At 60.8% G+C, this 25,585-nt stretch carries 22 protein-coding genes; 14 read left to right on the top strand and 8 right to left on the bottom strand.

The window, feature by feature from the left end:
• Nucleotides 1–849, bottom strand: a complete 849-nt coding sequence (locus ASR47_RS11400) for a helix-turn-helix domain-containing protein (protein WP_065307894.1) — start codon at nucleotides 847–849, stop codon at nucleotides 1–3.
• 95 nt (nucleotides 850–944) lie between these two features.
• Between ASR47_RS11400 and ASR47_RS11395 the strand changes: the two genes are divergently transcribed.
• Nucleotides 945–2,345, top strand: a complete 1,401-nt coding sequence (locus ASR47_RS11395; RefSeq protein ID WP_065307893.1) for a cytochrome P450 — start codon at nucleotides 945–947, stop codon at nucleotides 2,343–2,345.
• 106 nt (nucleotides 2,346–2,451) lie between these two features.
• On the opposite strand, the gene glmS is transcribed toward ASR47_RS11395, so the two are convergent.
• Nucleotides 2,452–4,281, bottom strand: a complete 1,830-nt coding sequence (gene glmS / locus ASR47_RS11390; RefSeq protein ID WP_065307892.1) for a glutamine--fructose-6-phosphate transaminase (isomerizing) — start codon at nucleotides 4,279–4,281, stop codon at nucleotides 2,452–2,454.
• 161 nt (nucleotides 4,282–4,442) lie between these two features.
• Between glmS and ASR47_RS11385 the strand changes: the two genes are divergently transcribed.
• Nucleotides 4,443–4,916: an Lrp/AsnC family transcriptional regulator gene (locus tag ASR47_RS11385; protein WP_065307891.1), complete on the top strand. Its 474-nt coding sequence runs from the start codon at nucleotides 4,443–4,445 to the stop codon at nucleotides 4,914–4,916.
• Between the two features lie 620 nt (nucleotides 4,917–5,536).
• On the opposite strand, the gene glmU is transcribed toward ASR47_RS11385, so the two are convergent.
• Nucleotides 5,537–6,913 carry a bifunctional UDP-N-acetylglucosamine diphosphorylase/glucosamine-1-phosphate N-acetyltransferase GlmU gene (gene glmU, locus ASR47_RS11380; RefSeq protein ID WP_065307890.1) on the bottom strand — a complete coding sequence of 459 codons (1,377 nt, stop codon included), beginning with the start codon at nucleotides 6,911–6,913 and terminating at the stop codon, nucleotides 5,537–5,539.
• Between the two features lie 29 nt (nucleotides 6,914–6,942).
• On the opposite strand from glmU, the gene ASR47_RS11375 reads away from it, so the two are divergent.
• The 5 genes from ASR47_RS11375 to ASR47_RS11355 all read left to right on the top strand — a co-directional run bounded on the left by ASR47_RS11375 (nucleotide 6,943) and on the right by ASR47_RS11355 (nucleotide 10,121).
• Nucleotides 6,943–7,839: a DUF6279 family lipoprotein gene (locus tag ASR47_RS11375; RefSeq protein WP_065307889.1), complete on the top strand. Its 897-nt coding sequence runs from the start codon at nucleotides 6,943–6,945 to the stop codon at nucleotides 7,837–7,839.
• 69 nt (nucleotides 7,840–7,908) lie between these two features.
• On the top strand, nucleotides 7,909–8,568 hold the full coding sequence (gene rsmD / locus ASR47_RS11370; protein WP_065307955.1) for a 16S rRNA (guanine(966)-N(2))-methyltransferase RsmD: 660 nt from the start codon (nucleotides 7,909–7,911) through the stop codon (nucleotides 8,566–8,568).
• Between the two features lie 100 nt (nucleotides 8,569–8,668).
• Nucleotides 8,669–9,166, top strand: a complete 498-nt coding sequence (gene coaD / locus ASR47_RS11365; protein WP_065307888.1) for a pantetheine-phosphate adenylyltransferase — start codon at nucleotides 8,669–8,671, stop codon at nucleotides 9,164–9,166.
• A 15-nt stretch (nucleotides 9,167–9,181) separates the two neighbouring features.
• On the top strand, nucleotides 9,182–9,445 hold the full coding sequence (locus tag ASR47_RS11360) for a YfhL family 4Fe-4S dicluster ferredoxin (protein ID WP_065307887.1): 264 nt from the start codon (nucleotides 9,182–9,184) through the stop codon (nucleotides 9,443–9,445).
• Nucleotides 9,446–9,527: 82 nt separating this feature from the next.
• Nucleotides 9,528–10,121 carry a chalcone isomerase family protein gene (locus ASR47_RS11355; protein ID WP_065307886.1) on the top strand — a complete coding sequence of 198 codons (594 nt, stop codon included), beginning with the start codon at nucleotides 9,528–9,530 and terminating at the stop codon, nucleotides 10,119–10,121.
• Between the two features lie 174 nt (nucleotides 10,122–10,295).
• On the opposite strand, the gene ASR47_RS11350 is transcribed toward ASR47_RS11355, so the two are convergent.
• Entirely contained in the window at nucleotides 10,296–10,517 is a 222-nt protein-coding gene (locus tag ASR47_RS11350) for a hypothetical protein (RefSeq protein WP_065307885.1), read from the bottom strand.
• Nucleotides 10,518–10,712: 195 nt separating this feature from the next.
• Between ASR47_RS11350 and ASR47_RS11345 the strand changes: the two genes are divergently transcribed.
• On the top strand, nucleotides 10,713–11,693 hold the full coding sequence (locus ASR47_RS11345) for a LysR family transcriptional regulator (RefSeq protein WP_065307884.1): 981 nt from the start codon (nucleotides 10,713–10,715) through the stop codon (nucleotides 11,691–11,693).
• Between the two features lie 70 nt (nucleotides 11,694–11,763).
• Here the strand turns inward: ASR47_RS11345 and ASR47_RS11340 are convergent, their stop codons facing one another.
• Both ASR47_RS11340 and ASR47_RS11335 read right to left on the bottom strand, forming a co-directional pair.
• A complete protein-coding gene (locus tag ASR47_RS11340; RefSeq protein ID WP_065307883.1) occupies nucleotides 11,764–13,323 on the bottom strand; it encodes a methyl-accepting chemotaxis protein in 1,560 nt (519 codons plus the stop codon).
• Between the two features lie 203 nt (nucleotides 13,324–13,526).
• Nucleotides 13,527–13,982 carry an Lrp/AsnC ligand binding domain-containing protein gene (locus ASR47_RS11335; protein ID WP_010393827.1) on the bottom strand — a complete coding sequence of 152 codons (456 nt, stop codon included), beginning with the start codon at nucleotides 13,980–13,982 and terminating at the stop codon, nucleotides 13,527–13,529.
• Nucleotides 13,983–14,190: 208 nt separating this feature from the next.
• Here ASR47_RS11335 and putA point away from each other — a divergent pair, with 208 nt between their 5' ends.
• A complete protein-coding gene (gene putA, locus ASR47_RS11330; RefSeq protein WP_065307882.1) occupies nucleotides 14,191–17,844 on the top strand; it encodes a trifunctional transcriptional regulator/proline dehydrogenase/L-glutamate gamma-semialdehyde dehydrogenase in 3,654 nt (1,217 codons plus the stop codon).
• A 56-nt stretch (nucleotides 17,845–17,900) separates the two neighbouring features.
• Here the strand turns inward: putA and ASR47_RS11325 are convergent, their stop codons facing one another.
• Nucleotides 17,901–18,659, bottom strand: coding sequence for a 5'-methylthioadenosine/adenosylhomocysteine nucleosidase (locus ASR47_RS11325; RefSeq protein ID WP_150127768.1), 759 nt, complete (start codon nucleotides 18,657–18,659; stop codon nucleotides 17,901–17,903).
• 713 nt (nucleotides 18,660–19,372) lie between these two features.
• Complete coding sequence (locus tag ASR47_RS26995; RefSeq protein WP_150127761.1) at nucleotides 19,373–19,819, bottom strand: hypothetical protein; 447 nt, start codon at nucleotides 19,817–19,819, stop codon at nucleotides 19,373–19,375.
• Between the two features lie 198 nt (nucleotides 19,820–20,017).
• On the opposite strand from ASR47_RS26995, the gene ASR47_RS11320 reads away from it, so the two are divergent.
• From ASR47_RS11320 to ASR47_RS11300, 5 genes are all read left to right on the top strand, one after another.
• Complete coding sequence (locus ASR47_RS11320; protein WP_065307880.1) at nucleotides 20,018–21,655, top strand: GMC family oxidoreductase; 1,638 nt, start codon at nucleotides 20,018–20,020, stop codon at nucleotides 21,653–21,655.
• A 122-nt stretch (nucleotides 21,656–21,777) separates the two neighbouring features.
• A complete protein-coding gene (locus ASR47_RS11315) occupies nucleotides 21,778–22,548 on the top strand; it encodes an ABC transporter ATP-binding protein (protein WP_065307879.1) in 771 nt (256 codons plus the stop codon).
• Nucleotides 22,548–23,276, top strand: coding sequence for an ABC transporter ATP-binding protein (locus ASR47_RS11310; protein ID WP_065307878.1), 729 nt, complete (start codon nucleotides 22,548–22,550; stop codon nucleotides 23,274–23,276). The genes ASR47_RS11315 and ASR47_RS11310 overlap by 1 nt, the downstream gene beginning before the upstream one ends.
• 49 nt (nucleotides 23,277–23,325) lie before the next feature.
• Nucleotides 23,326–24,534, top strand: a complete 1,209-nt coding sequence (locus ASR47_RS11305; RefSeq protein ID WP_065307877.1) for an ABC transporter substrate-binding protein — start codon at nucleotides 23,326–23,328, stop codon at nucleotides 24,532–24,534.
• Nucleotides 24,535–24,694: 160 nt separating this feature from the next.
• Complete coding sequence (locus ASR47_RS11300; RefSeq protein ID WP_065307876.1) at nucleotides 24,695–25,579, top strand: branched-chain amino acid ABC transporter permease; 885 nt, start codon at nucleotides 24,695–24,697, stop codon at nucleotides 25,577–25,579.
• Nucleotides 25,580–25,585: the final 6 nt, after the last annotated feature.

Raw genomic sequence — 25,585 nt, 5'->3', positions numbered from 1 at the left:
CTACAGCCAGATGCGGTAAATCCAGTAGCTCTCGTCACCGGACTGCAGCAGGCGCAGGAATTTGCCCGGGCTGTGGCCGGTGATATCGCGCACCTCGCGGCACAAGTGCGCCTGGTCCGCATAGCCGCCTTGCGCGGCCACATCCGCCAGGTTCACCGCGCCGTCCAGCGACCTGGCGCGCGCCTCGAAAAACGCCTGCTCGGCGCGGCGCAGCCGCAGCAGGCTGCGCATCGACTGCCCCGCGCGCGCCTTGATGCGCCGCTCGACATTGCGTACGCCGCGCCCCAGCGCCGTATCGGCCGCCTGCCACGCCAGTTGGCGCACCCAGTCGCCGGCCAGCGCACCGGGCCCCCTGGGCCTGGCCGACTGCCACCAGGGCGACAAGCACGCCTCCAGCGCCAGCAAGCGCGCCGCATCGTCGGGCGCACTCAACACTGCCTCCGACAGCGCGCTCCATCGCGGCCCCAGCACATCATCCACCGCCGCCCAGCGATCGACCCAGTCGGCGATGGCGATGCCGCTGATGGCCTGCAGCGCCGGCGGATAGAACATCACCATGAACAGGCGCACGGGGCCGGGATTCCAGCTGGTGGTGGGCTGGGTTTGCGGGCCTGCAAACACGGCGCGCACCGGCACGGCGGGCACCGGCAAACCGGCAGGCACCACCAGTTCGCCCTCGCCCTCGATGAACCAGGCGATGGTGCACAGCGGCGTGGCGGGCGAGTGGTTGTAGCGGTCGCGCGGATCGGTCAACGGCGACGCCACCGTGCTGCGCGTAACGATGGCGCGTACGCACGATGACAGCGCACAAGGGGGCACGAGCAGACGCGTGGCGGCAGGATGGGGCATAGGCAATTCTAACCCGGCGCCGGCTTGTCGCAAACGTTCAAGACGCCGATGCCGCACGGCGGCACAGTGGGCGCATGCCACTACAGGAGAGATGCATGCCACGCCACCTTGCCGACCTGCCCGGACCACGCCCGTGGCCGCTGCTGGGCAACCTGCCGCAACTGTCGCCCACCCGCATGCACCGCCAGGTCGAAGCGTGGGCGCGACGCTACGGCCCGCTGTTCGCCATGCGCTTTGCCACCACGCCGGTGCTGGTGCTGGCCGACCCGGCGCTGATCGCCAGCGTGCTGCGCGAGCGTCCCGACGGCTTTCGCCGCCCGTCGGCCACGGCGCAAGTGGCGCTCGAGATGGACGACCGCCACGGCCTGCTGCTGGCCGAAGGCGACGCCTGGCGCGCGCAGCGCCGCATGGTCATGGCGGCGCTGGCGCCACACGCCGTCAAGGCATATTTTCCGGCATTGGTGGCAACCGGCCTGCGCCTGCGCGAACGCTGGCGCCAGGCCGCGCGCGACGATCACCAGATCGACCTGGCGATTGATCTGAAATGCTACAGCATCGACATCATCGCCGGCCTGGCGTTCGGCATCGAGATCAACACCATCGAACATGGCGAACACGCGCTGCAGCGGCACATGGCCGTCATCCTGGCCGGTCTGGCGCGCCGCTCGATGGCGCCGTTTCCATACTGGCGCTACGTATCACTGGCGCGCGAGCGTGCGGTCGACGCCAGCGTGGCCGCGCTGCGCGTCGCCGTCGACGAACTGATCGCCGCCGCCCGCGCGCGCCTGGCCGCCGACCCGGCACGCCGCCAGCATCCGGCCAACCTGCTCGAAGCGATGCTGTGCGCGGCGCAAGACGATGGCCACAGCATTGACGACAGCAGCGTGGCCGGCAATGTCGCCACCCTGCTGCTGGCCGGCGAAGACACCACCGGCAGCGCGCTGTGCTGGCTGCTGTATTTACTGCACAGCAATCCGCTGGCGCTGCGGCGCGCGCGCGAGGAAGTGCTGCGCGTGGCGCCCGACCCGGAGCAATTCACCATCGAACAGATCAATGCGCTGGACTATCTCGACGCCTGCGCGCGCGAAGCGCTGCGCCTGAAACCGCCCACGCCGTTTATCCCATTGGAGGCCCTGCGCGACAGCGTGGTGGGCGACGTGGCGGTACCGAAAGGCGGCCTGCTGTGGTGCGTGATGCGCCAGCATCACGATGTGCCGCCCGGCAGCGATTTCGACCCGGGCCGCTGGCTGGGGCAGGGGGGCGGCGCCAGCGAACAGCCGCTGACGATGCCCTTCGGCGCCGGCCCGCGCACCTGCCCCGGACGCTATCTGGCGCTGCTGGAAATCAAGGTCGCTTGCGCGATGCTGCTGGGAAGTTTCGAGATGGTTGCCATCGATACGCAAGATGGCAAGGAGCCACTTGAGCTGATGGGATTTACGATGTCGCCGCTGGGCTTGCGCATGCGGCTGCGGGAGCGGTCAAATACGCTCAGTTGAAAAACGGACCGGCAATGCATGCAAGATCAGAAACCTGCCAGGCGCATTGCGCGCCTGGCGGCAATCGACGAAACGCGCATGCTCGCGCGTCTCGTCCGGTAAAACCTTACTCGACCGTCACCGATTTTGCCAGATTGCGTGGCTTGTCGACATCGGTGCCGCGCGCCAGCGCCGTGTGATACGCCAGCAATTGCAGCGCCACCACGTGCAGGATCGGGGACAGCACGCCGTAGTGTTCCGGCAGGCGGATCACGTGCAGGCCTTCGCCCGAGCTGATGTGCGAGTCGACGTCGGCGAAGACGTACAGCTGGCCGCCGCGGGCGCGCACTTCCTGCATGTTCGACTTCAGTTTTTCGATCAGGGCGTCGTTCGGGGCGATGGTGACGACCGGCATTTCATTGGTTACCAGGGCCAGCGGGCCGTGTTTCAGTTCACCGGCAGGGTAGGCTTCGGCGTGAATATAGGAAATTTCCTTCAGCTTCAGCGCGCCTTCCAGGGCGATCGGGTAGTGCATGCCACGGCCGAGGAAAAGGGCGTTTTCCTTGCGGGCGAATTCTTCGGACCAGGCGATGATCTGCGGTTCCAGCGCCAGTACCGAAGCGATCGCCACCGGCAGGTGACGCATGGCTTTCAGGTGGGCCGCTTCGTCTTCTTCGCTCAGGTGGCCGTTGACTTGCGCCAGGCACAAGGTCAGCAGGAACAGGCCGGCCAGCTGGGTGGTGAAGGCCTTGGTCGAGGCGACGCCCACTTCCACGCCGGCGCGGGTGATGTAGGCCAGCGCGCATTCACGCACCATGGCGCTGGTGGCCACGTTGCAGATCGTCAGCGTGTGGTGCATGCCCAGGCTGCGCGCATGTTTCAGGGCGGCCAGGGTGTCGGCCGTTTCGCCGCTTTGCGAAATGGTGACGATCAGGGTATTCGGGTGCGGCACGCTGTCGCGGTAGCGGTATTCGCTGGCCACTTCCACGCTGACCGGTACTTTGGCGATCGATTCGATCCAGTATTTGGCGGTCATGCCGGCATACGAGCTGGTGCCGCAGGCCAGGATCAGCACGCGGTCGATCTGCTTGAAGATTTTATGGGCGTCGTCGCCGAACAGCTCGGGCATGATGCCCGTCACGCCTTCGAGCGTGTCGCCGATGGCGCGCGGCTGCTCGAAGATTTCTTTCTGCATATAGTGGCGATACGGACCCAGTTCGGCCGCACCGGTGTGGGCGTGCACGGTTTTCACTTCGCGCTCGACCGGCTTGCCGTCGACGTCGACGATCCACACGCGCGACAGTTGCAGGTCGACCACGTCGCCTTCTTCCAGGTAGATAATCTGGCTGGTGGTGCCGGCCAGCGCCATGGCGTCGGAAGCGACAAAGTTTTCACCCTCGCCCAGGCCGACGATCAGCGGCGAACCCTGGCGGGCGGCAACCACGCGGTGCGGTTCGTCGCGGCAGAAAACGGCGATCGCATAAGCGCCGTCGAGGCGCTTGACGGCTTGTTGCACGGTCTCGAACAGGTCGCCGTTGTACATGTGCTCGACCAGGTGGGCGATGACTTCGGTATCGGTCTGGCTCTGGAACACATAACCGAGGGCCGTCAGTTCGGCACGCAGTTCGTCATGGTTCTCGATAATGCCGTTATGCACCAGGGCCACGCGCGGATTTTCTTCGTTCGGCGAAAAATGCGGGTGGGCATTGAACGACACCGGGGCGCCATGCGTGGCCCAGCGCGTGTGGGCGATGCCCGTGAAGCCGCTGATGCCTTCTTCGGCGATCTGCTTTTCCAGCTCGGCCACGCGCGCGGTCGAGCGCGAACGCTGCAAGCGGCCGTCGGTATGCAGCGCGATGCCGCAGGAATCGTAGCCGCGGTATTCCAGGCGCTTCAGGCCTTCGACCAGGATGGGGGTGATATTACGTTGCGCTACCGCGCCGACAATGCCGCACATGAGAAACCTCGAATTGAAAATTAACTAATGCACGCATGCTAATGCAGAGCGCATGAAATAAGCTTTCTAAATTCATGTATTTTTGATTGAATATTTCATGTATATTTTGCGATGAAATATTCTTTCATTTAATCGAAATTTCTTTGCCAATTCATTAAATTATGAGTGCTGCCACCATCCTGCTGGACGATATCGACCGGCGCATCCTGAATGCCTTGCAAGTTGATGCATCACAAACCAACAGTGAGCTGGCGCGGCTGGTGCACGTCTCGGCGCCCACTTGCCTGCGCCGGGTCAAGCATTTGACCGACAGCGGCGTGATCGAGCGGCAGGTGGCGATTGTCGCGCCGCAACTGGTCGGGCCGAGCCTGACGGCGGTGGTCGAGATCACGCTCGATGTGCAGGCGGCCGAACGCATGGCCGAGTTCGAACAACTGGTGGCCGCCGAGGCGGCAGTGCTGCAATGCTACCGCGTCTCGCCCGGACCCGATTTCGTGCTGATCGTGCAGGTGGCCGACATGCCGGCCTATCATGCGCTGGCGCACAGCCTGTTTACAGCGCATGCCAATGTGCGCAATGTGAAAAGCTATTTTTCCACCTTCCGCAGCAAGTTCGAGACGCGGCTTGCCGTCTGAGATGGGATCGCCAGCGAGTTATCCCTACTTATTATCCCTGTTGTGCACATTGTTATCCACAGCACAAAAATGGCGTGCTGGCGCAGCGGGCCGCCGAGCGCACGCCAACAGCCCACAGATTGACTGTGCAAAACAAGTTATCCCGACTTGCACACTGCTTGCACACCAGTTGACAACAGGCTTGTACACAGACTTACCCACAGGAAGAAAGTTCAGCGCAATGAATAATACCCTTCCAATTCAATGACTTGAAAGTTATTCCTGGCTTATCCCGTATTTGCGCACAGCTTTGTCCACAGGCTGTAAAAGCAATACCGATGCAGCAAAACAAGAAGGCCAAACGTCGATCCGCCAGGATGCAAAGCGAACTGAAGATGAAAAGTTATCCCTCCTTCCTCACAGCTTTTACAGCAGTTATACCAGGCTTATCCCTGCATGATTTACCTGCTTGTGCACATGGTTATCCACACTGCAAAAGTAACACTATCTATCGTTCCGCCATTTATCCCCGTATTGCCCACCGGCTGTCCACAAGCTTGTCCACAGCCGCGGCAGCATGAAAAAAGCCGCCAGCCCGTGAAGGCTGGCGGCATCGTCTGCCGTCAAGCATGAGAACGAACTTACTTCGGCTTCTTGAGCGGGCGATGCCAGCCCTCGACGGTGGTTTGCTTGGCGCGCGAAATGGTCAGCTTGCCAGCCGGTGCGTCTTTCGACAAGGTGGTGCCGGCGCCCAGGGTGGCGCCCTTGCCGACGGTGACCGGGGCGATCAGATGACTGTCGCTGCCGATAAAGGCGTCGTCCTCGATTACGGTGCGCGATTTGTTGACGCCATCGTAATTGCAGGTGATGGTGCCGGCGCCGATATTGACGCGCGAACCGATGGTGGCGTCGCCGAGATAGGCCAGGTGATTGGCCTTGCTGTTGGCGGCCACCTGGCTGTTCTTGACTTCGACGAAGTTACCGATATGTACTTCCTCGGCCAGCACGGTACCGGGACGCAGGCGCGCGTACGGGCCGATCAGCGAACCGGCGCCGACGATGGCTTCTTCGATATGGCAGAACGGCTTGATGTGCGCGCCGGCCGCGATCCTGGCGTTGACCAGCACATTGTTGGCGCCCACGCGCACGCCATCGCCCAGTTCCACGCGGCCTTCGAACACGCAGCCGACATCGATGGTGACGTCGCGTCCGCAGATCAGTTCGCCACGCACGTCAATGCGGACCGGGTCCAGCAAGGTCACGCCGCGCTCAAGCAGGGCCTGGGCGATATTGTTCTGGTGAATGCGTTCCAGCTGGGCCAGTTGCACCTTGCTGTTCACGCCGGCCACTTCCCACACGGCGCCGGGGTGGGCCGAGGTCACGGACACGCCGTCGGCAACGGCCTGGGCGACGATGTCGGTCAGATAGTATTCACCTTGGGCATTGTTGTTCGACAGGGCCGACAGCCATTTCTTCAGCTGTGCGGTCGGCGCGACCATGATGCCGCTGTTGATTTCGCCAATGGCGCGTTCCTCGGCCGTGGCGTCCTTTTCTTCGACGATGCGCACGATGGCGCCGTTTTCGCGCACGATGCGGCCCAGGCCAAACGGATCGTCCTGCACCACCGTCAGGATCGCCAGCTCGCCATTGCCAGCGGCCTGCACCAGTTTTTGCAAGGAATCGCCGCTGGTCAGCGGCACATCGCCGTACAGGATCAGGGTGGGAACGTTATCGTCCAGCAAGGGCAGCGCCTGCTGCACGGCGTGGCCGGTGCCCAGCTGCTGCGCCTGCTCGGCGGCGGCGATGTCCACCGACCGCTCGGACTTGTAGTCGGCCAGCAGTTTCAGCACCGCTGCGCCCCCATGTCCGTAAATCACGCATAATTTGGACGGCGCCAGGGTGCGCGCCGTATCGATCACATGCGACAGCAGCGGCTTGCCAGCCAGTGGGTGCAGCACTTTTGGCAGTGCCGACTGCATGCGTTTCCCCATACCGGCGGCGAGAATGACAACGTTCATAGTCCGTATTTATTTTATAAGTTAAGAATATGAAAAAGTTTAACACGCAAGCCCCTCTTCACCAGCGCTTTACTTGTGTTCTGCTGGCCCTGATGCTGGTCGTCGTGGCCGGCTGCAGCAGCTTGCGCCTGGCCTACAACAATGGCGATACCGTGCTGTACTGGTGGCTCAACGCCTATGTCGACCTGGACCGCGACCAGAAGGGCTGGGTGCGCGAAGATATCGACAAACTGTTTGACTGGCATCGCAAGACACAGTTGCGCGATTACGTCGAAATCCTGCGCAAAGGCCAGAAACAGGTACAAGGCAATCCCACCCAGGCCGACCTGATGGCCGACTACAGCGAGATCAAATCGCGCACCCAGTCGCTGCTGCTGAAAGCGGCGCCCGACCTGGCCGACCTGGCGCGCTCGCTCAAACCCGAACAGATCGCGCAGATGGAAAAGAAGTTCAAGTCGAACAATGACGACTACCGCAAGAAATTCCTGTCCGGCGACCAGGAAAAACGCCAGCAATTGCGCTACAAAAAGTCGATGGAGCAGTTCGAGCTGTGGTTCGGCAGTTTCAGCAGCGAGCAGGAAGCCCTCATCCGCAAGGCGTCCGATGCGCGTCCCCTGGACAATGAAATCTGGCTCGACGAGCGCTCGCGCCGCCAGCGCAATGTGCTGGCCCTGGTGCAAAAGGTGCAGAACGAAAAGCTGGGCAAGGAAGCCACCGTGGCCCTGATCAATACCCTGATCAAGGACAGTTTCGATCGGCTGGAACACTCCGATCGCAAGGCGTTTTTCGATGCGTTTGAAAACAGCACGGCGCAGATGATTTTGACCGTCATCAAGATCGCCACGCCGGCGCAAAAAGCCCATGCCGTCAAGCGCATGCAGGGCTGGATCGACGACTTCAATTCGCTGGCGACGCAGCCGAAGTAAGAGCAGGGCCACAAGGGCGTCGAGGGGCCATATGCTATAGTGGCCGCCATCGAATTGAAGAAGTTTCTCATGCAAAAGAAGATCAAGAAGCCGGCCAAAGTCCCCGTCCACCACGCGCCGCCACCGAACCAGGTGCGCATTATCGGCGGGCAATGGAAGCGCTCCGTCTTGCCCGTGCTGCAGGCGCTGGGCTTGCGCCCGACGCCGGACCGCGTGCGCGAAACGGTATTTAACTGGATCAACCACCTGCGCGACGGCGACTGGGCCAACGCCCAGGTGCTGGACCTGTTCGCCGGCAGCGGCGCGCTCGGCTTCGAGGCGGCCAGCCGCGGCGCGGCCGCCGTCACCATGGTCGACACGCATACGCCGGTGATCCGCCAGCTCGAAGACAACAAGACCAAGCTGCGCGCAGACAACGTGCAGCTGCTGCGCGGCGACGCGCTGCTGACGGCGCAAGGCCTGGCGGCGCGCGGCCAGCGTTTCGACCTGATCTTCCTCGATCCGCCTTACCAGCAAGATTTCCTGGCCAAGGTACTGCCGCTATGCGCCAATCTGCTCAAAGAGGGTGGCATCGTCTATGCGGAATCGGGAATGGCGATGGTATTCGATGAAAACAGCGAACAAGGCAAGCCGGACTGGATGGCGCCGTGGGAAGTCATCCGCGCCGATAAAGCAGGAACAGTTTATTATCATTTGCTAACTTACAACAAAGTAGTCACTACTGCTTGAATCTGCTCATAATTTAGGCAAAAAAGCCGGCCAGCCCAAGGCGACGCCCCAATTTCAGGCATAATGCGCGTCTATATTGGTGCATCGTCAGGGAGCCGCAATGGTTGTAGCCGTTTATCCGGGAACGTTCGATCCGCTCACGCGCGGTCATGAAGATCTGGTGCGCCGCGCATCGGGTCTGTTTGACAAGCTGATCGTGGGGGTGGCCGACAGCAAGAACAAGAAACCGTTTTTCTCGCTCGACGAACGCCTGGAAATTGCCAACGAAGTGCTTGGCCATTATCCGAATGTGCAAGTGGAAAGCTTTTCCGGCCTGCTCAAGGATTTCGTGCGCAACCACGAAGCGCGCGTCATCGTGCGCGGCTTGCGCGCCGTCTCCGATTTCGAATACGAATTCCAGATGGCCGGCATGAACCGCTACCTGCTGCCTGATGTTGAAACCATGTTCCTCACGCCGTCCGACCAGTACCAGTTTATCTCGGGCACCATCGTGCGCGAAATCGCGGCGCTGGGCGGCGACGTCTCCAAGTTTGTATTTCCCTCGGTCAACCGCTGGCTGCAAAACAAGATTGCCGCCAACGCTGCATTGCCGGAATAAGCAAGAGTAAACATCATGGCACTACTGATCACCGACGAATGCATCAATTGCGATATCTGCGAGCCCGAGTGCCCGAATGACGCGATCTACATGGGCGCCGAAATCTACGAAATCGACCCGAACAAATGCACCGAATGCGTGGGCCACTTCGACGAGCCGCAATGCCAGCAAGTGTGCCCGGTCAGCTGCATTCCGCTCAATCCTGCCTGGATTGAAAGCCCGGAGCAGCTGAAGGCCAAGTATGAGCGCCTGCAGGCCGAATTGCCCGTCAAAAACTAAGATGTTCCTGGCCGCCAAGCTGCGCGGCCCTCTTCCCGCATCTGCTCTACACTGTGGATACCCCCACCACAAAAGGCAGACCATGCACCGCAATTTCCGATTCGGCCGCGCGCTGGCCGCCGCCAGCATCTGTTTTGCTCTGGCGCAGCCGGCGCTGGCGGTCGATGTGGGCGGCGTCAAGCTCGACGACACGGTGCAACTGGCAAACCAGGCCTTGAAACTCAATGGCGCCGGCGTGCGCTACAAACTGATCTTCAAGGTCTACACGATTGCGCTGTACCTGCCGGAAAAGAAAACCCAATTGACCGACATCCTGGCGCTGCCCGGTCCGCGCCGGCTGGAAATCGTCATGCTGCGCGACATCAGCTCCGACGACCTGGGCAAGTCCTTCATGGAAGGGCTGAACCGGACGTCCGACCAGGCCGACCGCACGCGCCTGCTGAGCCAGACGATGCAGCTGGGCGCCATGTTCGAAATGGTGCCTGGGTTGAAGAAGGGCGACATGCTGACGGTGGACTGGCTGCCCGAGGAGGGCACCTTGTGCCGCCTGAACGGCAAGCAGCTGGGCGACAAAGTGCCTGACCTGGCTTTCTATAATGCGCTGCTGAAGATCTGGATCGGCGCCCATCCGGCCGACACGCAATTGCGCGCCCATTTGCTGGGCGAGGTGACGTAACAATATATTGGCGTCCCGGGCGGTGTCGGATTACGCACAAGCGCTAATCCGACCTACGCAGCCTGGTAGGTCGGATTAGCGCGCGAGCGCGTAATCCGACACCATTGTTACCTCAAAACAAAGACGTAAAAAAAGCCGGTGCAATCACCGGCTTCATCTTGTTACGTGCGCGTTTTACGCGCGCGCGGCCAGCTCGCGCGCGAGGCGCTGTTCACGGCTCAGCTTGGGACGCACCACCAGCACCAGGGCGCGGGCAATACCGACCAGCAAGGGCCTGAATATCATCACGAAAGCGCCTGCGGCCACCAGCGCCAGCAGCACTTGCACGACGGTAATAAAGGGAATGTCCAGTACGGGTGCGGATACTGCGTACAGGGCGGTAGCGAAGGTAGACATGATTTCCAGTGCATTATAGAATTTGGCAGTACTATAGTGCAGTGCAACATATAAATCTAATTCCATTTACTGATACCAATTATATGAATCATGAATGGAAACTGTAATATTTTTTTACCAGTGAAATCAATCGGGCCCTGCGCGGTTTACACTGGTAAATAATTTAACTGAATTCAACTTTACCTTGGACTTTCCATGAGTTTTCTGACGCTGGATCTGAACTTGCTGCGCGTTTTCGACGCCGTCATGACGGAGCAAAACCTGACGCGCGCGGCCGGCCATCTGGCAATGACCCAGCCGGCGGTCTCGAACGCCATCAAGCGCCTGCGCGAAAGCCTCGGCGACGAGTTGCTGATCCGCACGGCGTATGGCGTGAAACCGACACCGCGCGCAGAAGCGCTGTGGCCGTCCGTGCGCTCGGCGCTGGCCAGCCTGGAAGCGGCGGTGACGCCGGAAACCTTCGATGTGTCGAAAACCCATGCCACCTTCCGCATGGCGATGGCCGACGCCACCGCCGCGTTCTGGCTGCCGTCCCTGATGCGCTCGATCGAGCGCGAGGCGCCGGGCGTCAATGTGCGCATGATGCCGCTCACCACGCGCGAACCGCGGCCGATGTTGCTGCGCGGCGACATCGACCTGGCGGTCGGTTTCTTTCCCGGCGTGGCGGCGCAATTGTCGAGCGAAACGGGCTCGCCGATCCGCCACGAGCGCCTGTATTCCGGCAAATATGTGTGCGTGATGCGGCGCGGCCATCCGCTGGCCAACCAGGAACTGACGCTTGATAACTATTGCGCGGCGAACCACCTGCTGGTGAGTTTTTCCGGCCGCGCCCACGGCCTGATCGACGAAGCACTGTCGCAGATCCACCGCGAGCGGCGCATTTTACTGACCGTCAACCAGTTCTTCACGGCCGGCCGCGTGGTGGCCAACTCGGACCTGATCACGGTCTTGCCGCGCCACCTGATCGCCTCGACCGGCATGACCGAATCGCTGCTGTACAAGGACCTGCCATTGACCTTGCCGGCGGTCCACCTCGACATGCTGTGGCACGAACGCGACGCGCGCAGCCCGGCTCACAAATGGCTGCGCAACCACCTCGAAGGCATGAATACGCCGGTGTTGCGCTCGGCCACGGCAGCCGGCGGTGGCGTTACCGCCAAACCCCACGTCGATTAAACGTACAGACAGAAGCTACTGCGCTTCTCGGCTACCTCTCCCTTCCGCTCGCTACACTTCTTTCAGTACTTTATGTGGGCGTGCTGGAGCGGTAGCCGACCCGGAAACCGCCCCAGTGCTTGCCGTCTACATAGATGGGCGCCGACAGGTCATGCATGACCTCGCCCGTATCCCTTTTATATGTCTGCAATAAAAACGGCCGCGTGTTGCTGCCGCAGCGCGACCCGGTACGGTCACTGAAAATGCGCTTGGTACGGTTGTGCACGATATCGTGCTCGTAGTCGCCTGTCAGCGGCTGCGAGAATTTCTTGTTGTGGGTCGGAAAATAGCCATTTGTGTCGACCGCGCCCGCATACGCCAGCTGGGGCAGGGCGGCCAGCACGGCTTCCTGCAGGTCCGGCAGGACCTTGTCGGTAAAGGCGTCGAACCGGGTCGTATGCTTGGGCGGATTGGTGTTCGGTATCGGTTGATAGTGGCGGTCGAACAGCGCTTCGCGCGTGATGCGCCCGCTGGCAATCGCCTGCTCGAACAGCTTGCCCACTTCGCGCGCGGCACGCTGGGCGGCGACGCGGATTTCATCGTGCGGCGTGGACACGGTCGACTCGCCCAGCGCGCTGGCGATCACTTCGGCGCGCTCGGCCAGCGCCATCGCCGACTGCGCAGCGCGCGGCAATTCGGTATTGGTCGACAGCATGCTGTCGCGGATCTGCACGATGGCGTCGGCAATCACTTGCGTGGTGTCCACATGTTCGCGCGAGGCGCGCGCGATCTGGCCGATCTCGTCTTCCGACACGCCCGACGACTCCTCGATATGGCGCAAGGAGCCATGCACGCTTTCCACATTGCGCGCCGCTTCGGTCACGCCTTCGGCCAGGGATTGCATGCCATGCGCGGCTTTTTCCGACTGCTCATTGATTTCGCGCACCATCACGCTGATCTCGTCACTGGCTTCCTTGGTGCGCTGCGCCAGTTGCCGCACTTCGCCGGCCACCACCGCAAAGCCGCGGCCGTGTTCGCCAGCGCGCGCCGCTTCGATGGCGGCGTTCAGCGCCAGCAGATTGGTGCGTGCGGAAATATCGGAGATCGCTTCCGTAAAGCCGGTGATGCGTTTTGATTTGTCTTGCAGGCTGAGCATGGCGCTCGACGCCGCCTGCGCATCTTCGCGCGCGCGGTTGACGCGCTGCAAACCCTGGTCGAGTTCGGCGCGCGCCGCCACGCTTTCGACCCGCACGCCGGCGGCCACGGTGGCGGCCCGCTCGGCGTTCGCCGCGATTTTTTCCGTGGTGCGCGCATTCTGTTCGGAACTGTCGGCGATATCGCTGGCCGTCTGCACGTCCAGGTCGACCTTCTTTTTGACGGAATCGACAAAGTACGAGGTTTCCGCCGCGCCAATCATGATGGCGTCGATGGCGCGCCCGACCGTGTCGGCAAACCCGTGCAGGCCAGCCTCGCCCTGGCTGCGGCTGGCCACGGCCGCCAGCGCGGCGCCGATGATGGCGGCCAGCACGGCGATCAGATAGGCAGAAGCGGCGCCTGCCAGCTGCAGCAGGAATACCAGGCAACAGGCCAGCACGATGGCGGCGAGCGTGAATAGAAAGAAACGTACCAGCTGGTGCGGCAACTGCTTCATTGGTCCCCCGCTGCGAGAATCCGTGCCGGCCCCAGGCAGGGCAGGCCGCAGCCGGATGCGGGCATGCACGATTGCACGCACCGCACCTTGATCCCGACGTCTGCGCGTCGTGTCAGGCGGCTGCCGGATGGCAGATTTGTAGTTCCACCCTACAACATTTATCCGCTTAGCTCAATCGGAAAAACCGCAAGGTGGCACCGGGGTCATTTGATCGGCAATTTGGTGGTATTTTTGACTTCTTCCATCACCGCATAAGTGTGGGTTTCACGCACGCCTTTTTGCAGCAGGGTCTTGCCAAGGAATTCGCGGTAGGCCGCCATGTCTTTGACGCGCGCCTTGACCAGGTAATCGAAACCGCCAGCGACCATATGACATTCCAGTACCTCTGGAATGATTTGTACGCTATGCTTGAAGGCGTCGAACACTTCCGGTGTGGTGCGGTCGAGCACGACTTCGATAAACACCAGCAGCGACACATCGAGCAGCTGCGGATTCAACTGCGCCGTATAGCCCATGATGTAGCCCGATTCGTGCAGCTTGCGCACGCGCTCGAGACAGGCGGCCGGCGACAGGTTCACGCGCGCGGCCAGCTCGACGTTGCTGATGCGTCCATCGCTCTGCAATTCCATCAAGATTTTCTTGCTTATCTTGTCCAGCATCCCAAGCACTCCCCAAATAAATATTATTTGGTTAAATTGTCGCATCAAAAACTATCTATTGCTAGCCCTCTGTATTACCAGAATTAATCCATAAGAATCCCCTTTACAATCGAATCATCTTAACATCCGACTTTCTGTATTCTTTTGCACTAAAAAAGGGCAAGAAATACTGGCGGTTCCGTCATCTTTTTCCTTGTAAAGAGTCTCTATGCACCCTGCTGGCCACCCGGCTTTTACCCCGCTTCCCTTTGCCGCGCTCCAGGCGGAAATCCTGCCCGCGGCGACGGCGCCACGCGCCGCCATCACTGCCGCCTATAGGCGCGACGAGGTTTCCGCGGTCCAGTGGCTGTTGCAGCAGGTGCGCGCATCGAGCACCGAAACGACGGCCGAAGGCCAGGCGCTGGCGCACAGGCTGGTGGCGGCCGTGCGCCAAAAACGCACACGCGCGTCCGGTGTCGATGCACTGATGCATGAGTTCTCCTTGTCGTCGGAAGAGGGGGTAGCGCTGATGTGCCTGGCTGAAGCGCTGTTGCGTATACCTGACACTCAGACGGCCGACCGCTTGATCGCCGACAAAATCAGCAAAGGCGACTGGAAGAAACATCTGGGCGAATCGCCCTCGATGTTCGTCAATGCGGCCACCTGGGGCTTGCTGATTACTGGCAAGCTGGTCAGTACCAGCAGCGAGTCGGGCCTCGGTTCGGCCATGACCAGGTTGATCGCCAAAGGGGGCGAACCGTTGATCCGCAAAGGCGTGGACCTGGCCATGCGCATGCTGGGCAACCAGTTCGTGACGGGCCAGACGATCGAAGAGGCGCTGAAAAACAGCCGCGACAATGAAGCGCGCGGCTACCGCTATTCCTACGACATGCTGGGCGAAGCGGCCCTGACCGAACAGGACGCGGCCAATTACTACGCCTCGTATGAAACGGCGATCCACGCCATCGGCAAGGCGTCCAACGGCCGCGGCATCAAGAGCGGACCCGGCATTTCCGTCAAGTTGTCGGCCTTGCACGCGCGCTACAGCCGCGCCCAGCGCGCCCGCGTGCTGGCCGAACTGCTGCCGCGCGTCAAGGCGCTGTTGCTGCTGGCCAAGCAGTACAACATCGGCTTCAATATCGATGCGGAAGAAACCGACCGCCTGGAACTGTCGCTCGACCTGATGGAAGCGCTGGCGTTCGACACCGACCTGGCCGGCTTCGAGGGCATCGGCTACGTGGTGCAGGCGTATCAAAAACGCTGCCCGTTCGCCATCGATTATCTGATCGACCTGGCCCAGCGCAGCGGCCGCAAGTTCATGGTGCGCCTGGTCAAGGGCGCGTATTGGGATGCGGAGATCAAGCGCGCCCAGGTCGATGGCCAGGAAGGTTATCCGGTCTACACGCGCAAGGTCTACACCGACGTGTCCTACCTGGTGTGCGCGCAAAAACTGCTGGGCGCCAGCCGCCTGATCTACCCGCAATTTGCCACCCACAATGCGCAAACCCTGGCGACCATCTACACCTGGGCCAGGCGCGACGGCGTGACCGACTATGAATTCCAGTGCCTGCACGGCATGGGCGAAACCCTGTACGACCAGGTGGTGGGCGCGGCCAACCTCGACAAGCCATGCCGCATCTATGCGCCGGTCGGCTCGCACGAAACCCTGCTGGCCTATTTGGTGCGCCGCTTGCTGGAAAACGGCGCCAACTCGTCTTTCGTGAACCAGATCGTCGACGAAAGCGTGGCCATCGACAGCCTGATCCGCGATCCGCTGGAACAGGCGCGGCTGCAGGGCGGCTTGCCGCATCCGGCAATTGCCCTGCCGCTGGCCATGTTCGGTGGCGAGCGCCGCAACTCGGCCGGCCTCGACCTGTCCAACGACGACACCTTGCGTGCGCTGGCCGAGGGCCTGGCCCAGCCGTACGCCTGGCAGGCATCGCCATTGATCGATGGCGCCGTCAGCCTGAACGCGCCGACCTTGACGATTTGCAATCCGGCGCGTCATGACGACCAGGTGGGGAAGGTCGCAGAAGCGTGCCCGGCCGATGTGGAAACAGCGCTGGCCGCCGCCAGCGCCTTCGCGCCGACCTGGCAGGGCACGGAGGCGTCGCTGCGCGCCCATGCGCTGCGCCGCGCGGCCGACCTGTTCGAACAGCATCACGTCGAGCTGATGGCGCTGGCCGTGCGCGAAGCGGGCAAGTCGCTGCCGAACGCGATCGCCGAAATTCGCGAAGCGGTGGACTTTTTACGCTATTACGCCACCGAGATCGACCATGCGCCGGCCACCGTGGCGCTGGGCCCGGTCACCTGCATCAGCCCATGGAATTTTCCATTGGCCATTTTCACGGGCCAGGTTGCCGCTGCCCTGGCGGCCGGCAATGTGGTGCTGGCCAAGCCAGCCGAGCAGACACCGCTGATCGCCTGGCGCGCGGTGCAGCTGCTGCATGAAGCGGGCGTGCCGCGCGGCGCACTGCAGTTCCTGCCCGGCAGCGGCGAGGTGGTCGGCGCGGCCCTGTGCAATGATGCGCGCGTCAAGGGCGTGATCTTTACCGGCTCGACCCAGGTGGCGCAACTGATCAACCGCACCCTGGCCGCGCGCGCCGTGGTGGAACACATCGACATTGCGCTGATCGCCGAAACCGGTGGCCAGAATGCGCTGATCGTCGATTCCTCGGCATTGCCGGAGCAGGTGGTACAGGACGTGATGTCGTCAGCCTTCGACAGCGCCGGCCAGCGCTGCTCGGCCTTGCGCGTATTGTTCCTGCAGGAAGAAATCGCCGGCAAGACCATCAAGATGCTCAAGGGCGCGATGCAGGAACTGCGCGTGGGCAATCCTGACCGCCTGGCCACCGATATCGGCCCCGTCATCGATGCCGAAGCCCAAGGCAATCTGCTGGCCCATATCAACCGCATGAAAACCGTGGCGCTCGACCATTTCTCGCTCGACCTGCCGCCGGTGGAAGGCACGTTTGTCGCGCCGACGGTGCTGGAAATCAAGTCGCTCGACCAGCTGACGCAGGAAGTGTTCGGCCCGGTGCTGCACGTGATCCGCTACAAGCGCGCCCAGTTGCCGCAGCTGGTGCAATCGATCAACGACAGCGGCTATGGCCTGACCCTGGGCATCCATACGCGCATCGACGAGACCATCGCTTTCATTACCCAGCGCGCGCATGTGGGCAATATCTATGTGAACCGCAATATCGTCGGCGCCGTGGTTGGCGTGCAGCCGTTCGGCGGCGAAGGCAAGTCGGGCACCGGTCCGAAAGCGGGCGGCCCGCTGTACCTGAAACGCCTGCAGCGCAATGCGCCGGCCGGCAGCCAGCACCAGCGGCAAGCGGCGCCGGCGCTCGACGCGCTGATCGTCTGGGCCAAGATGCACGGCCACGAGCAGCTGATGCAGCTGGCCCAGGAATACACGCGCACGACCTTGCTGGGCAGTACCATCGTCCTGCCAGGTCCGACCGGCGAGCGCAATACCCTGAGCTTTGCCGCGCGCGGCACCATCCTGTGCGCGGCCGCCACCTCCGGCGTGCTGATCAACCAGCTGGCGGCGGTATTGGCCACCGGTAACCAGGCGCTGGTATTGGCGCAATCCGTCAGCCTGATCCCGGCCGACTTGCCGGCGGCACTGAAAGACCGCATCCAGGTGATCACGGATATTTCCTCGGGCGAACACGATTTCCAGATCGCCATGCTCGAAGCGGAGCTGGCCGGCGAACTCAAACCGCTGCTGGCGGCCCGGGAAGGGGCCGTGGTGGGTACCATCGACACGACGGCTGACGCCGCCATCCCGCTGTGGCGCCTGGTCGCCGAGCGGGCCCTGTGCGTCAATACGACGGCGGCCGGCGGCAACGCCAGCCTGATGATGCTGAGCGCATAGCTTTATTTGCTCGACAAAGGCAGAACCTGCGGGTTCTGCCTTTTTTTTATCCAAAATCAGCCGGCCAGGTGCTGGCACAGCCGCTTGATGGTGCCAAACGCATAACGCGAGGCCACGCTGTGTACGAAACGCATGAAGTCGACTGCCGCCTCGTCGTTGGCGTTGTCCGACACGGTGCGCATGACCGAAAACGGTACGCCCAGTTCAAAACACACTTGCGCCACGGCCGCGCCTTCCATCTCGACGGCCAGCAGATCGGGAATATCGGCTTTCAGCTGGTTCACATGCGCGGCGCTGCCGATGAACTGGTCGCCGCTGGCGATCAGGCCGCGGTGTACCTGGGGCTGCTGCAAGCTGAATTCCTGGATTTCCAGCGGGTCAAGCACGGCCCGAGCATCGTCGCGCAAAAATGCGGCGGCGGACAGCGCCAGTTGCTCGCTCAACGCCAGGTCGGTGGCAAAACGCTGCAAGCCCGTCAGCGGCACTTCAAAGCGGGGAAACAAGGGCCGCGCATCCATATCGTGCTGCAGCAGCGCTTCGGCCACCACGATATCGCCAACCCTGACCGATTTGTCCCCGCTGCCGGCCACACCGGTAAAGACGATGTGGGTAACTCCGAACTTTTCCACAAGCATAGAAGCCGTCATGGCGGCGGCAACCTTGCCCAGACGCGACAGGACGCACACAGCGTCGATATTCCACAGTTGCCCAAGGGTGTAAGCCCGCATGCCGTGCGAACGCGTGACGGCCCCTTGCATGGCTTCCACCAGCCCCTGCTGTTCTTCATGCAAAGCGCTGATGATCCCCAGGCGCATTTTTTTGTCTGTATTCATGTGTTTTTCACTGGTTCTGCGGGGTTGAAAACGTTAACCGAAGCCGTCTACCGCGCTTTTCCACCGTTTTCGTTTGTTTCTGTGTTTTAAATAAAGATGTATACATAAAAAATAGTAGTGATAGTAAACGGCGGTTTTTCTGTGGATAAGTCGGTATACCTTCGCGTTAACAAGGACTTGGCCTGCAAAAAAAGCGCTGCATAAGCATTGTATCGAGGCAGCACTTGTTTGGGATAAAACTTCGCCTGTGGACAAAGAACGACTTTTCCCACATCTCATCCTGTGGATATGCAGGCAGTTATCCACATGCGGCTGCCAAAAACACGGGATTCACGCCTGCCGCTCTGCTGTCTGTGTACCTGGAGTGCTGGCCAGCACGTTGGCCACGATCGACCACGAATTCCTGCAGACGGTTTGGTCGTGGTGGCTGGCGTCGTGGTTAACGTTTTTTTTTGAGGTTTTTGCCTGTTGTTGGAAAAAATGGCCGCAGGCGCGTTTTTTTTGTCGTTTTACAATAGGTTAATATATAAAAATAGTAGTAATAGTAAACGCCGATCTTTCTGTGGATAAGTCGTTTTTTTTCAACAGGATCAATTGTTTACGCGTCAAAAAAAGCCTGCATAAACCGTGTATCGGCAAAGGAGCAAAATTGTATAAAATATCGGCACCCGCGTAACTTCCTGTTTACGCACAAGTCATCCTGTGGATATCAAGTGACTTATCCACAATCGTTCTGAAATCCCCCGTTTTTTGCCAGTTGCCAACTTAGCCTGATCTGCCGGCAGACGTCGGCGCGTCCTTGGTTTTCTGCAACTCGGTTTGGCAGTGGTGATGCTGTCATGCCAGTTTGTGTTTTTTTGCGAGCGCAGTGTTGGCTCGATTTTTTTTTCAGCTTGCCAGAGCGGCACCGAAGGTGTCAGGGCATGGCGAGCAAAAGCGCGCGTGACCAGGTTTACTCTAACAAGATCGTATACAAGAATAATAATAGTAGTTAACGCAGGCACTTCCTTGTGGATAAGTGCAGATTTATCCTTGTAAACAAAAACTTGGCGCGCGTATAAACGCTGGGTAAGCGTTGTATGACGACATAACAGTTTTGGGACAAAAAAACGCCCTCCAAAAATTTTTTCGTTTACACACATAGTGTACCTGTGGATATCCCTACACTTATCCACAGCAGGAAAAGGCGGTTTTCAGCTGCTGGCTGAGCAATTAATGTCGCCGTGCAACGTCACAGGTGGTAATCTGCTTTGCGACTGATGCAACACAGACTCTGGTAATGGCAAGCGGCGAGGAGACACGCCGCTCACCCTCGATGGTACATACCGAAAGGAGCTTCATTGGAATCGGCAGGCGAATTTGACTACATCATCATCGGTGGCGGTACGGCAGGGTGCGTGCTGGCCAACCGGCTCACGCGTGACCCGAACGCCAGCGTCTTGCTGGTGGAGGCGGGTGGCAAGGACGACTATGTGTGGATCCATATCCCCGTCGGCTATCTGCATTGCATCGGCAATCCGCGCACCGACTGGCTCTATTCCACCCAGGCTGATGCCGGACTGGGCGGGCGCAGCCTGATTTATCCACGTGGCAAGGTGCTGGGCGGCAGTTCGTCCATCAACGGCATGATCTATATGCGCGGCCAGGCGCAGGACTATGAGCGCTGGGCAGCGTTGACCAACGATGCCTCCTGGGGCTGGGACCAGGTGCTGCCGCTGTTCAAACAAAGCGAGGATTATCACGGCGGCGCCTCGGCCAGCCATGGCGCCGGCGGCGAGTGGCGGGTGGAAAAACAGCGCTTGTCGTGGGATATCCTGAACGCCTTTCGCGATGCGGCCGAGCAGGTCGGCATTGCCAAGACGGCGGACTTCAATGGCGGCGACAATAGCGGCAGCGCCTATTTCGACGTCAACCAGCGCCGCGGCATCCGCTGGAATACCTCGAAAGCGTTTTTGAAACCGGCCTCGCGCAGGCCCAACCTGACCATCATGACCGGCTGCCACGTGGAACGCCTGCAGATCACGGCGTCCGATCACGGTCCGCGCTGCACCGGCATCACGTTTACTGGCGGCGGCACGCAGTGGCAGGCCACGTCGCGCCGTGAAACGATATTGACGGCTGGCGCCATCGGCTCGCCGCACCTGCTGCAATTGTCGGGCATCGGCCCGGCCGCCTTGCTGCGCCAGCACGGCATTGCGCCGGTAGTCGATGCACCCGGGGTCGGCGGCAATTTGCAGGATCACTTGCAGCTGCGCATGGTGTTCAAGGTACAGGGCGTGAAAACCTTGAATATTATGGCCGGCAACTTGCTGGGCCGCATGCAGATTGGCCTGCAATATGCGCTGTTCCAGAGCGGGCCGATGTCGATGGCGCCGTCGCAGCTGGGGGCGTTCGCCAAGTCCGATGCCGGCCAGGCCACGCCCAACCTGCAATATCACGTACAGCCCTTGTCGCTCGACAAATTCGGCACGCCCCTGCATGCGTTTCCCGCCTTTACGGCCAGCGTCTGCAATCTGCGCCCGACCTCGCGCGGCCAGGTGCAGCTGGCCTCGCCCGACAGTTATGCGCCACCCAAAATTGCCCTCAATTATCTGAGTACCCCGGAAGACCGCACCGTGGCGGCCGACGCCCTGCGCCTGACGCGCAGGATTGTTGCCGCGCCGGCCTTGCAGCAGTTTGCGCCGCAGGAATACAAGCCCGGTCCGCAATACCAGAGCGAGGCCGAACTGGCGCAGGCGGCCAGCGAGATCGGCACGACGATCTTCCATCCGGTCGGCACTTGCCGCATGGGGCTGGCCAGCGATCCCTTGTCGGTGGTCGACAGCCAGTTGCGGGTGATCGGCGTGGCGGGACTGCGCGTGGTCGACGCTTCCATCATGCCTTTTATTACTTCCGGCAATACCAATTCGCCGACCGTGATGATCGCCGAAAAAGCGGCGCAGATGATACAAAACGACTGGAAAAACGCGGGTCGTTGAGCCTGCTTGCGCCATATGGAAAAGGGGAAAAATCCCCGTAGTTATACTGTATTGTGCGGCAAATTCAAGTTGTGTATTATAAAAAAGACTAAGTAGTACAAAAAGTACAACTAGGAGACACGATGTCCAACATCATCTTGGAAACAAGACATTTGACCAAGGAATTCAAGGGTTTCACCGCTGTCAGCGATGTCAACCTGAAAGTGGAACGCGGCCATATCCACGCCCTGATCGGTCCCAATGGGGCCGGCAAGACCACGTGCTTCAACCTGCTCACGAAATTTCTGGTACCGACTTCCGGACAGATCCTGTTCAATGGAAAAGATATCACCGCCGCCAAGCCGGCGCAGATCGCCCGCATGGGCGTGATCCGCTCGTTCCAGATTTCCGCCGTCTTTCCGCATCTGTCGGTGCTGCAGAATGTGCGCATCGGCTTGCAGCGCCAGCTCGGCACCTCGTTCTATTTCTGGCAAAGCGAACGGGCCCTGAACCAGCTCAACGACCGCGCCATGGCCTTGCTGGCCGAAGTCGATCTCACCGAATTTGCCGACACCATCACGGTTGACATGCCTTACGGGCGCAAGCGCGCGCTCGAGATCGCCACCACCCTGGCGATGGAGCCCGAAATGATGCTGCTCGATGAACCGACGCAGGGCATGGGCCACGAAGATGTGCACCGGGTTACTGAACTGATCAAGAAAGTCTCGGCCGGCCGCACGATTTTGATGGTGGAACACAATATGAGCGTGGTCTCGGGCATCTGCGACAAGATCTCGGTGCTGCAGCGCGGCGCCATGCTGGCCGAAGGCAGTTATGCGGAAGTGTCGCGTAATCCACAGGTGATGGAAGCGTACATGGGCACCACCCATGCGGAACTGGAAGGGGCGCATTGATGACGGCTCAACACTCGGCGCCTGCGCTGGAAATTTCACAACTGCAAACCTGGTATGGCGAGTCGCATATCTTGCACGATGTAAACCTGACAGTGCGGCAGGGCGAGGTGGTCACTTTGCTGGGCCGCAATGGCGCCGGCCGCAGCACCACCTTGCGCGCCATCATGGGGCTGACGGGCGCGCGCACCGGATCGATCAAGGTCAACGGTGTCGAAGCGATCGGTTTGGCCACGCACAAGATCGCCCACCTGGGCATCGGCTACTGTCCCGAGGAGCGCGGCATTTTTTCTTCGCTGTCGACGGAAGAAAACCTGATGCTGCCGCCTAAGCTGACCGTGGCCAGCGGCGAGAAGGGCATGTCGGTGGCCGAAATCTACGCCATGTTCCCGAACTTGCAGGAACGCCGCCACAGCCAGGGCACGCGCCTGTCCGGCGGCGAACAGCAGATGCTGGCCGTGGCGCGCATTTTGCGCACGGGCGCGCGCCTGCTGCTGCTCGATGAAATTTCGGAAGGCCTGGCGCCCGTTATCGTGCAGGGACTGGCGCGCATGATCACCACCTTGAAAGCGAAGGGATACACCATCGTCATGGTGGAGCAGAATTTCCGGTTCGCCGCGCCGCTGGCGGACCGGTTTTATGTGATGGAGCACGGTCAGATCGTCGAGACTTTTGCTGCATCCGAACTCGAGGCCAAGATGCCGGTACTGACCGAGCTGCTTGGCGTATAGCACCAAGCGATCGTCTGAATAGCACACAATAATTTTCAACGGAGACACCATGAAACGTAACGCTATCGCCATTGCCACCGCCGCCCTGTGCGCCCTGGGCTTTTCCTCCGTCGCCCAGGCCCAGATCTCGGGCGACACCATCAAGATCGGCTTTATCTCCGACATGTCGGGCGTGTATTCCGACGTCGACGGTCTTGGCGGCGCCGAAGCCATCAAGATGGCGATCGCCGATGCCGGTGTGGTTATCGCCGGCAAGAAGGTCGAATTCATTTCCGCCGACCACCAGAACAAGGCCGATATCGCCGCCTCCAAGGCGCGCGAGTGGTTCGACCAGCAGGGCGTCGACATGTTGATCGGCGGCACCAATTCGGGCGCCAGCCTGGCCATGGCCAAGGTCGCGGCCGAAAAGAAAAAAGTGTTTGTCGCCATCGGCGCCGGTTCCTCGCGCCTGACCAATGAAGAATGCTCGCCGTACACCGTGCACTACGCCTACGACACCGTGGCGCTGGCGCGCGGCACCGGCGGCACCATCGTCAAGCAGGGCGGCAAGAACTGGTATTTCATGACGGCCGACTATGCGTTTGGCCACTCGCTGGAAAAAGACACGGCCGATGTCGTCAAGGCGGCTGGCGGCAAAGTGCTGGGCAGCGTCAAGCATCCGCTGGGCGCTTCCGACTTCTCGTCCTTCCTGCTGCAGGCGCAGGCGGCCAAGCCGCAAATCCTCGGCCTGGCCAATGCCGGCGGCGACGCCATCAACAGCATCAAGGCGGCCAATGAATTCGGCGTGACCAAGGGCGTGAAACTGGCCGGCTTGCTGATCTTTATTAACGACATCCATTCGCTGGGCCTGAACCTGACGCAGGGCATGTACCTGACCGACGGCTGGTACTGGGACCTCAATCCCGAAACACGGGCCTGGTCGAAACGCTATTTCGACAAGATGAAGAAAGAGCCGTCGATGCTGCAGGCAGCCGACTACTCGGCGGCCAGCAATTACCTGAAGGCCGTCAAGGCGCTCGGCACCGACGATTCCGACAAAGTCATGGCCTACCTGAAAAAGACCAAGATCAACGACATGTTTACCAAAAACGGCGAAGTGCGTCCCGATGGCCGCATGGTGCACGACATGTATCTGATGGAAGTAAAAAAACCGGCCGAGTCGAAATACCCATGGGATTACTACAAGGTGGTGGCCACCGTGCCAGGCGCGCAAGCGTATCTGACCAAGGCCGAATCGAAGTGTTCGCTCTGGAAATAAATTAACAGCACTGCCCGCCTGGCGCCATGCCACGCGGGCAGTGTTGTCGTGGCTATCGGTTCCGGTCACGCTTCACCTTGCGCGGTCACGCCCAGGCCTGGCAGCGCGTCTCCCTTGACACCACACCGTCGTCCGGCGGTGCTTTTTATACTGTGATGCCATGGAAATTTTCGGCGTTCCATTACAAGCGATGATGAGCCAGTTGCTGCTGGGTCTTGTCAACGGCTCGTTCTATGCCATGTTGTCCCTCGGTCTGGCCGTCATCTTTGGCCTGCTCAACGTCATCAATTTCTCGCACGGCGCCATGTACATGATGGGCGCCTTCCTGGCCTGGATGGGCCTGAGCTATTTCGATATCAATTACTGGGCCATGCTGGTGATCGCGCCGATCATCGTCGGCGCCTTCGGCATCCTGATCGAAAAAACCATGCTGCGCTGGCTGTACAAGCTCGACCATCTATATGGCTTGCTGCTGACCTTCGGCATCACCCTGATCGTCGAAGGCGTGTTCCGCTCCTTCTATGGCGTATCGGGACAGCCGTATGCCGTGCCGGAACTGCTGGCCGGCGCCACCGATCTGGGCTTCATGATCCTGCCGAACTACCGCGCCTGGGTGGTCGTCGCTTCGCTGGTGGTGTGCCTGGCCACCTGGTTCGTGATCGAAAAAACCAAGCTGGGCGCCTACCTGCGGGCCGGTACGGAAAACCCGAAACTGGTCGAAGCGTTCGGCATCAACGTGCCGCTGATGGTGACGTTGACGTTCGGCTTCGGCGTGGCGCTGGCCGGCTTTGCCGGCGTGCTGGCCGCACCGATCATCCAGGTCTCGCCGCTGATGGGCTCGAACCTCATCATCGTCGTGTTCGCCGTGGTGGTGATCGGCGGCATGGGTTCCATCATGGGCTCGATCCTGACCGGCCTGGCCCTGGGCGTGATCGAAGGCCTGACCCGCGTGTTCTACCCGGAGGGCTCGGCCACCGTGGTGTTCGTGGTGATGGTCATCGTGCTGCTGCTGCGTCCGGCCGGCCTGTTCGGCAAAGAAAAGTAATCTCAT

This window comes from Janthinobacterium psychrotolerans, from assembly GCF_001677885.1.
Taxonomy (GTDB): Bacteria; Pseudomonadota; Gammaproteobacteria; order Burkholderiales; family Burkholderiaceae_D; genus Janthinobacterium; species Janthinobacterium psychrotolerans.
This window is presented reverse-complemented; position numbering and strand designations above follow the sequence as displayed.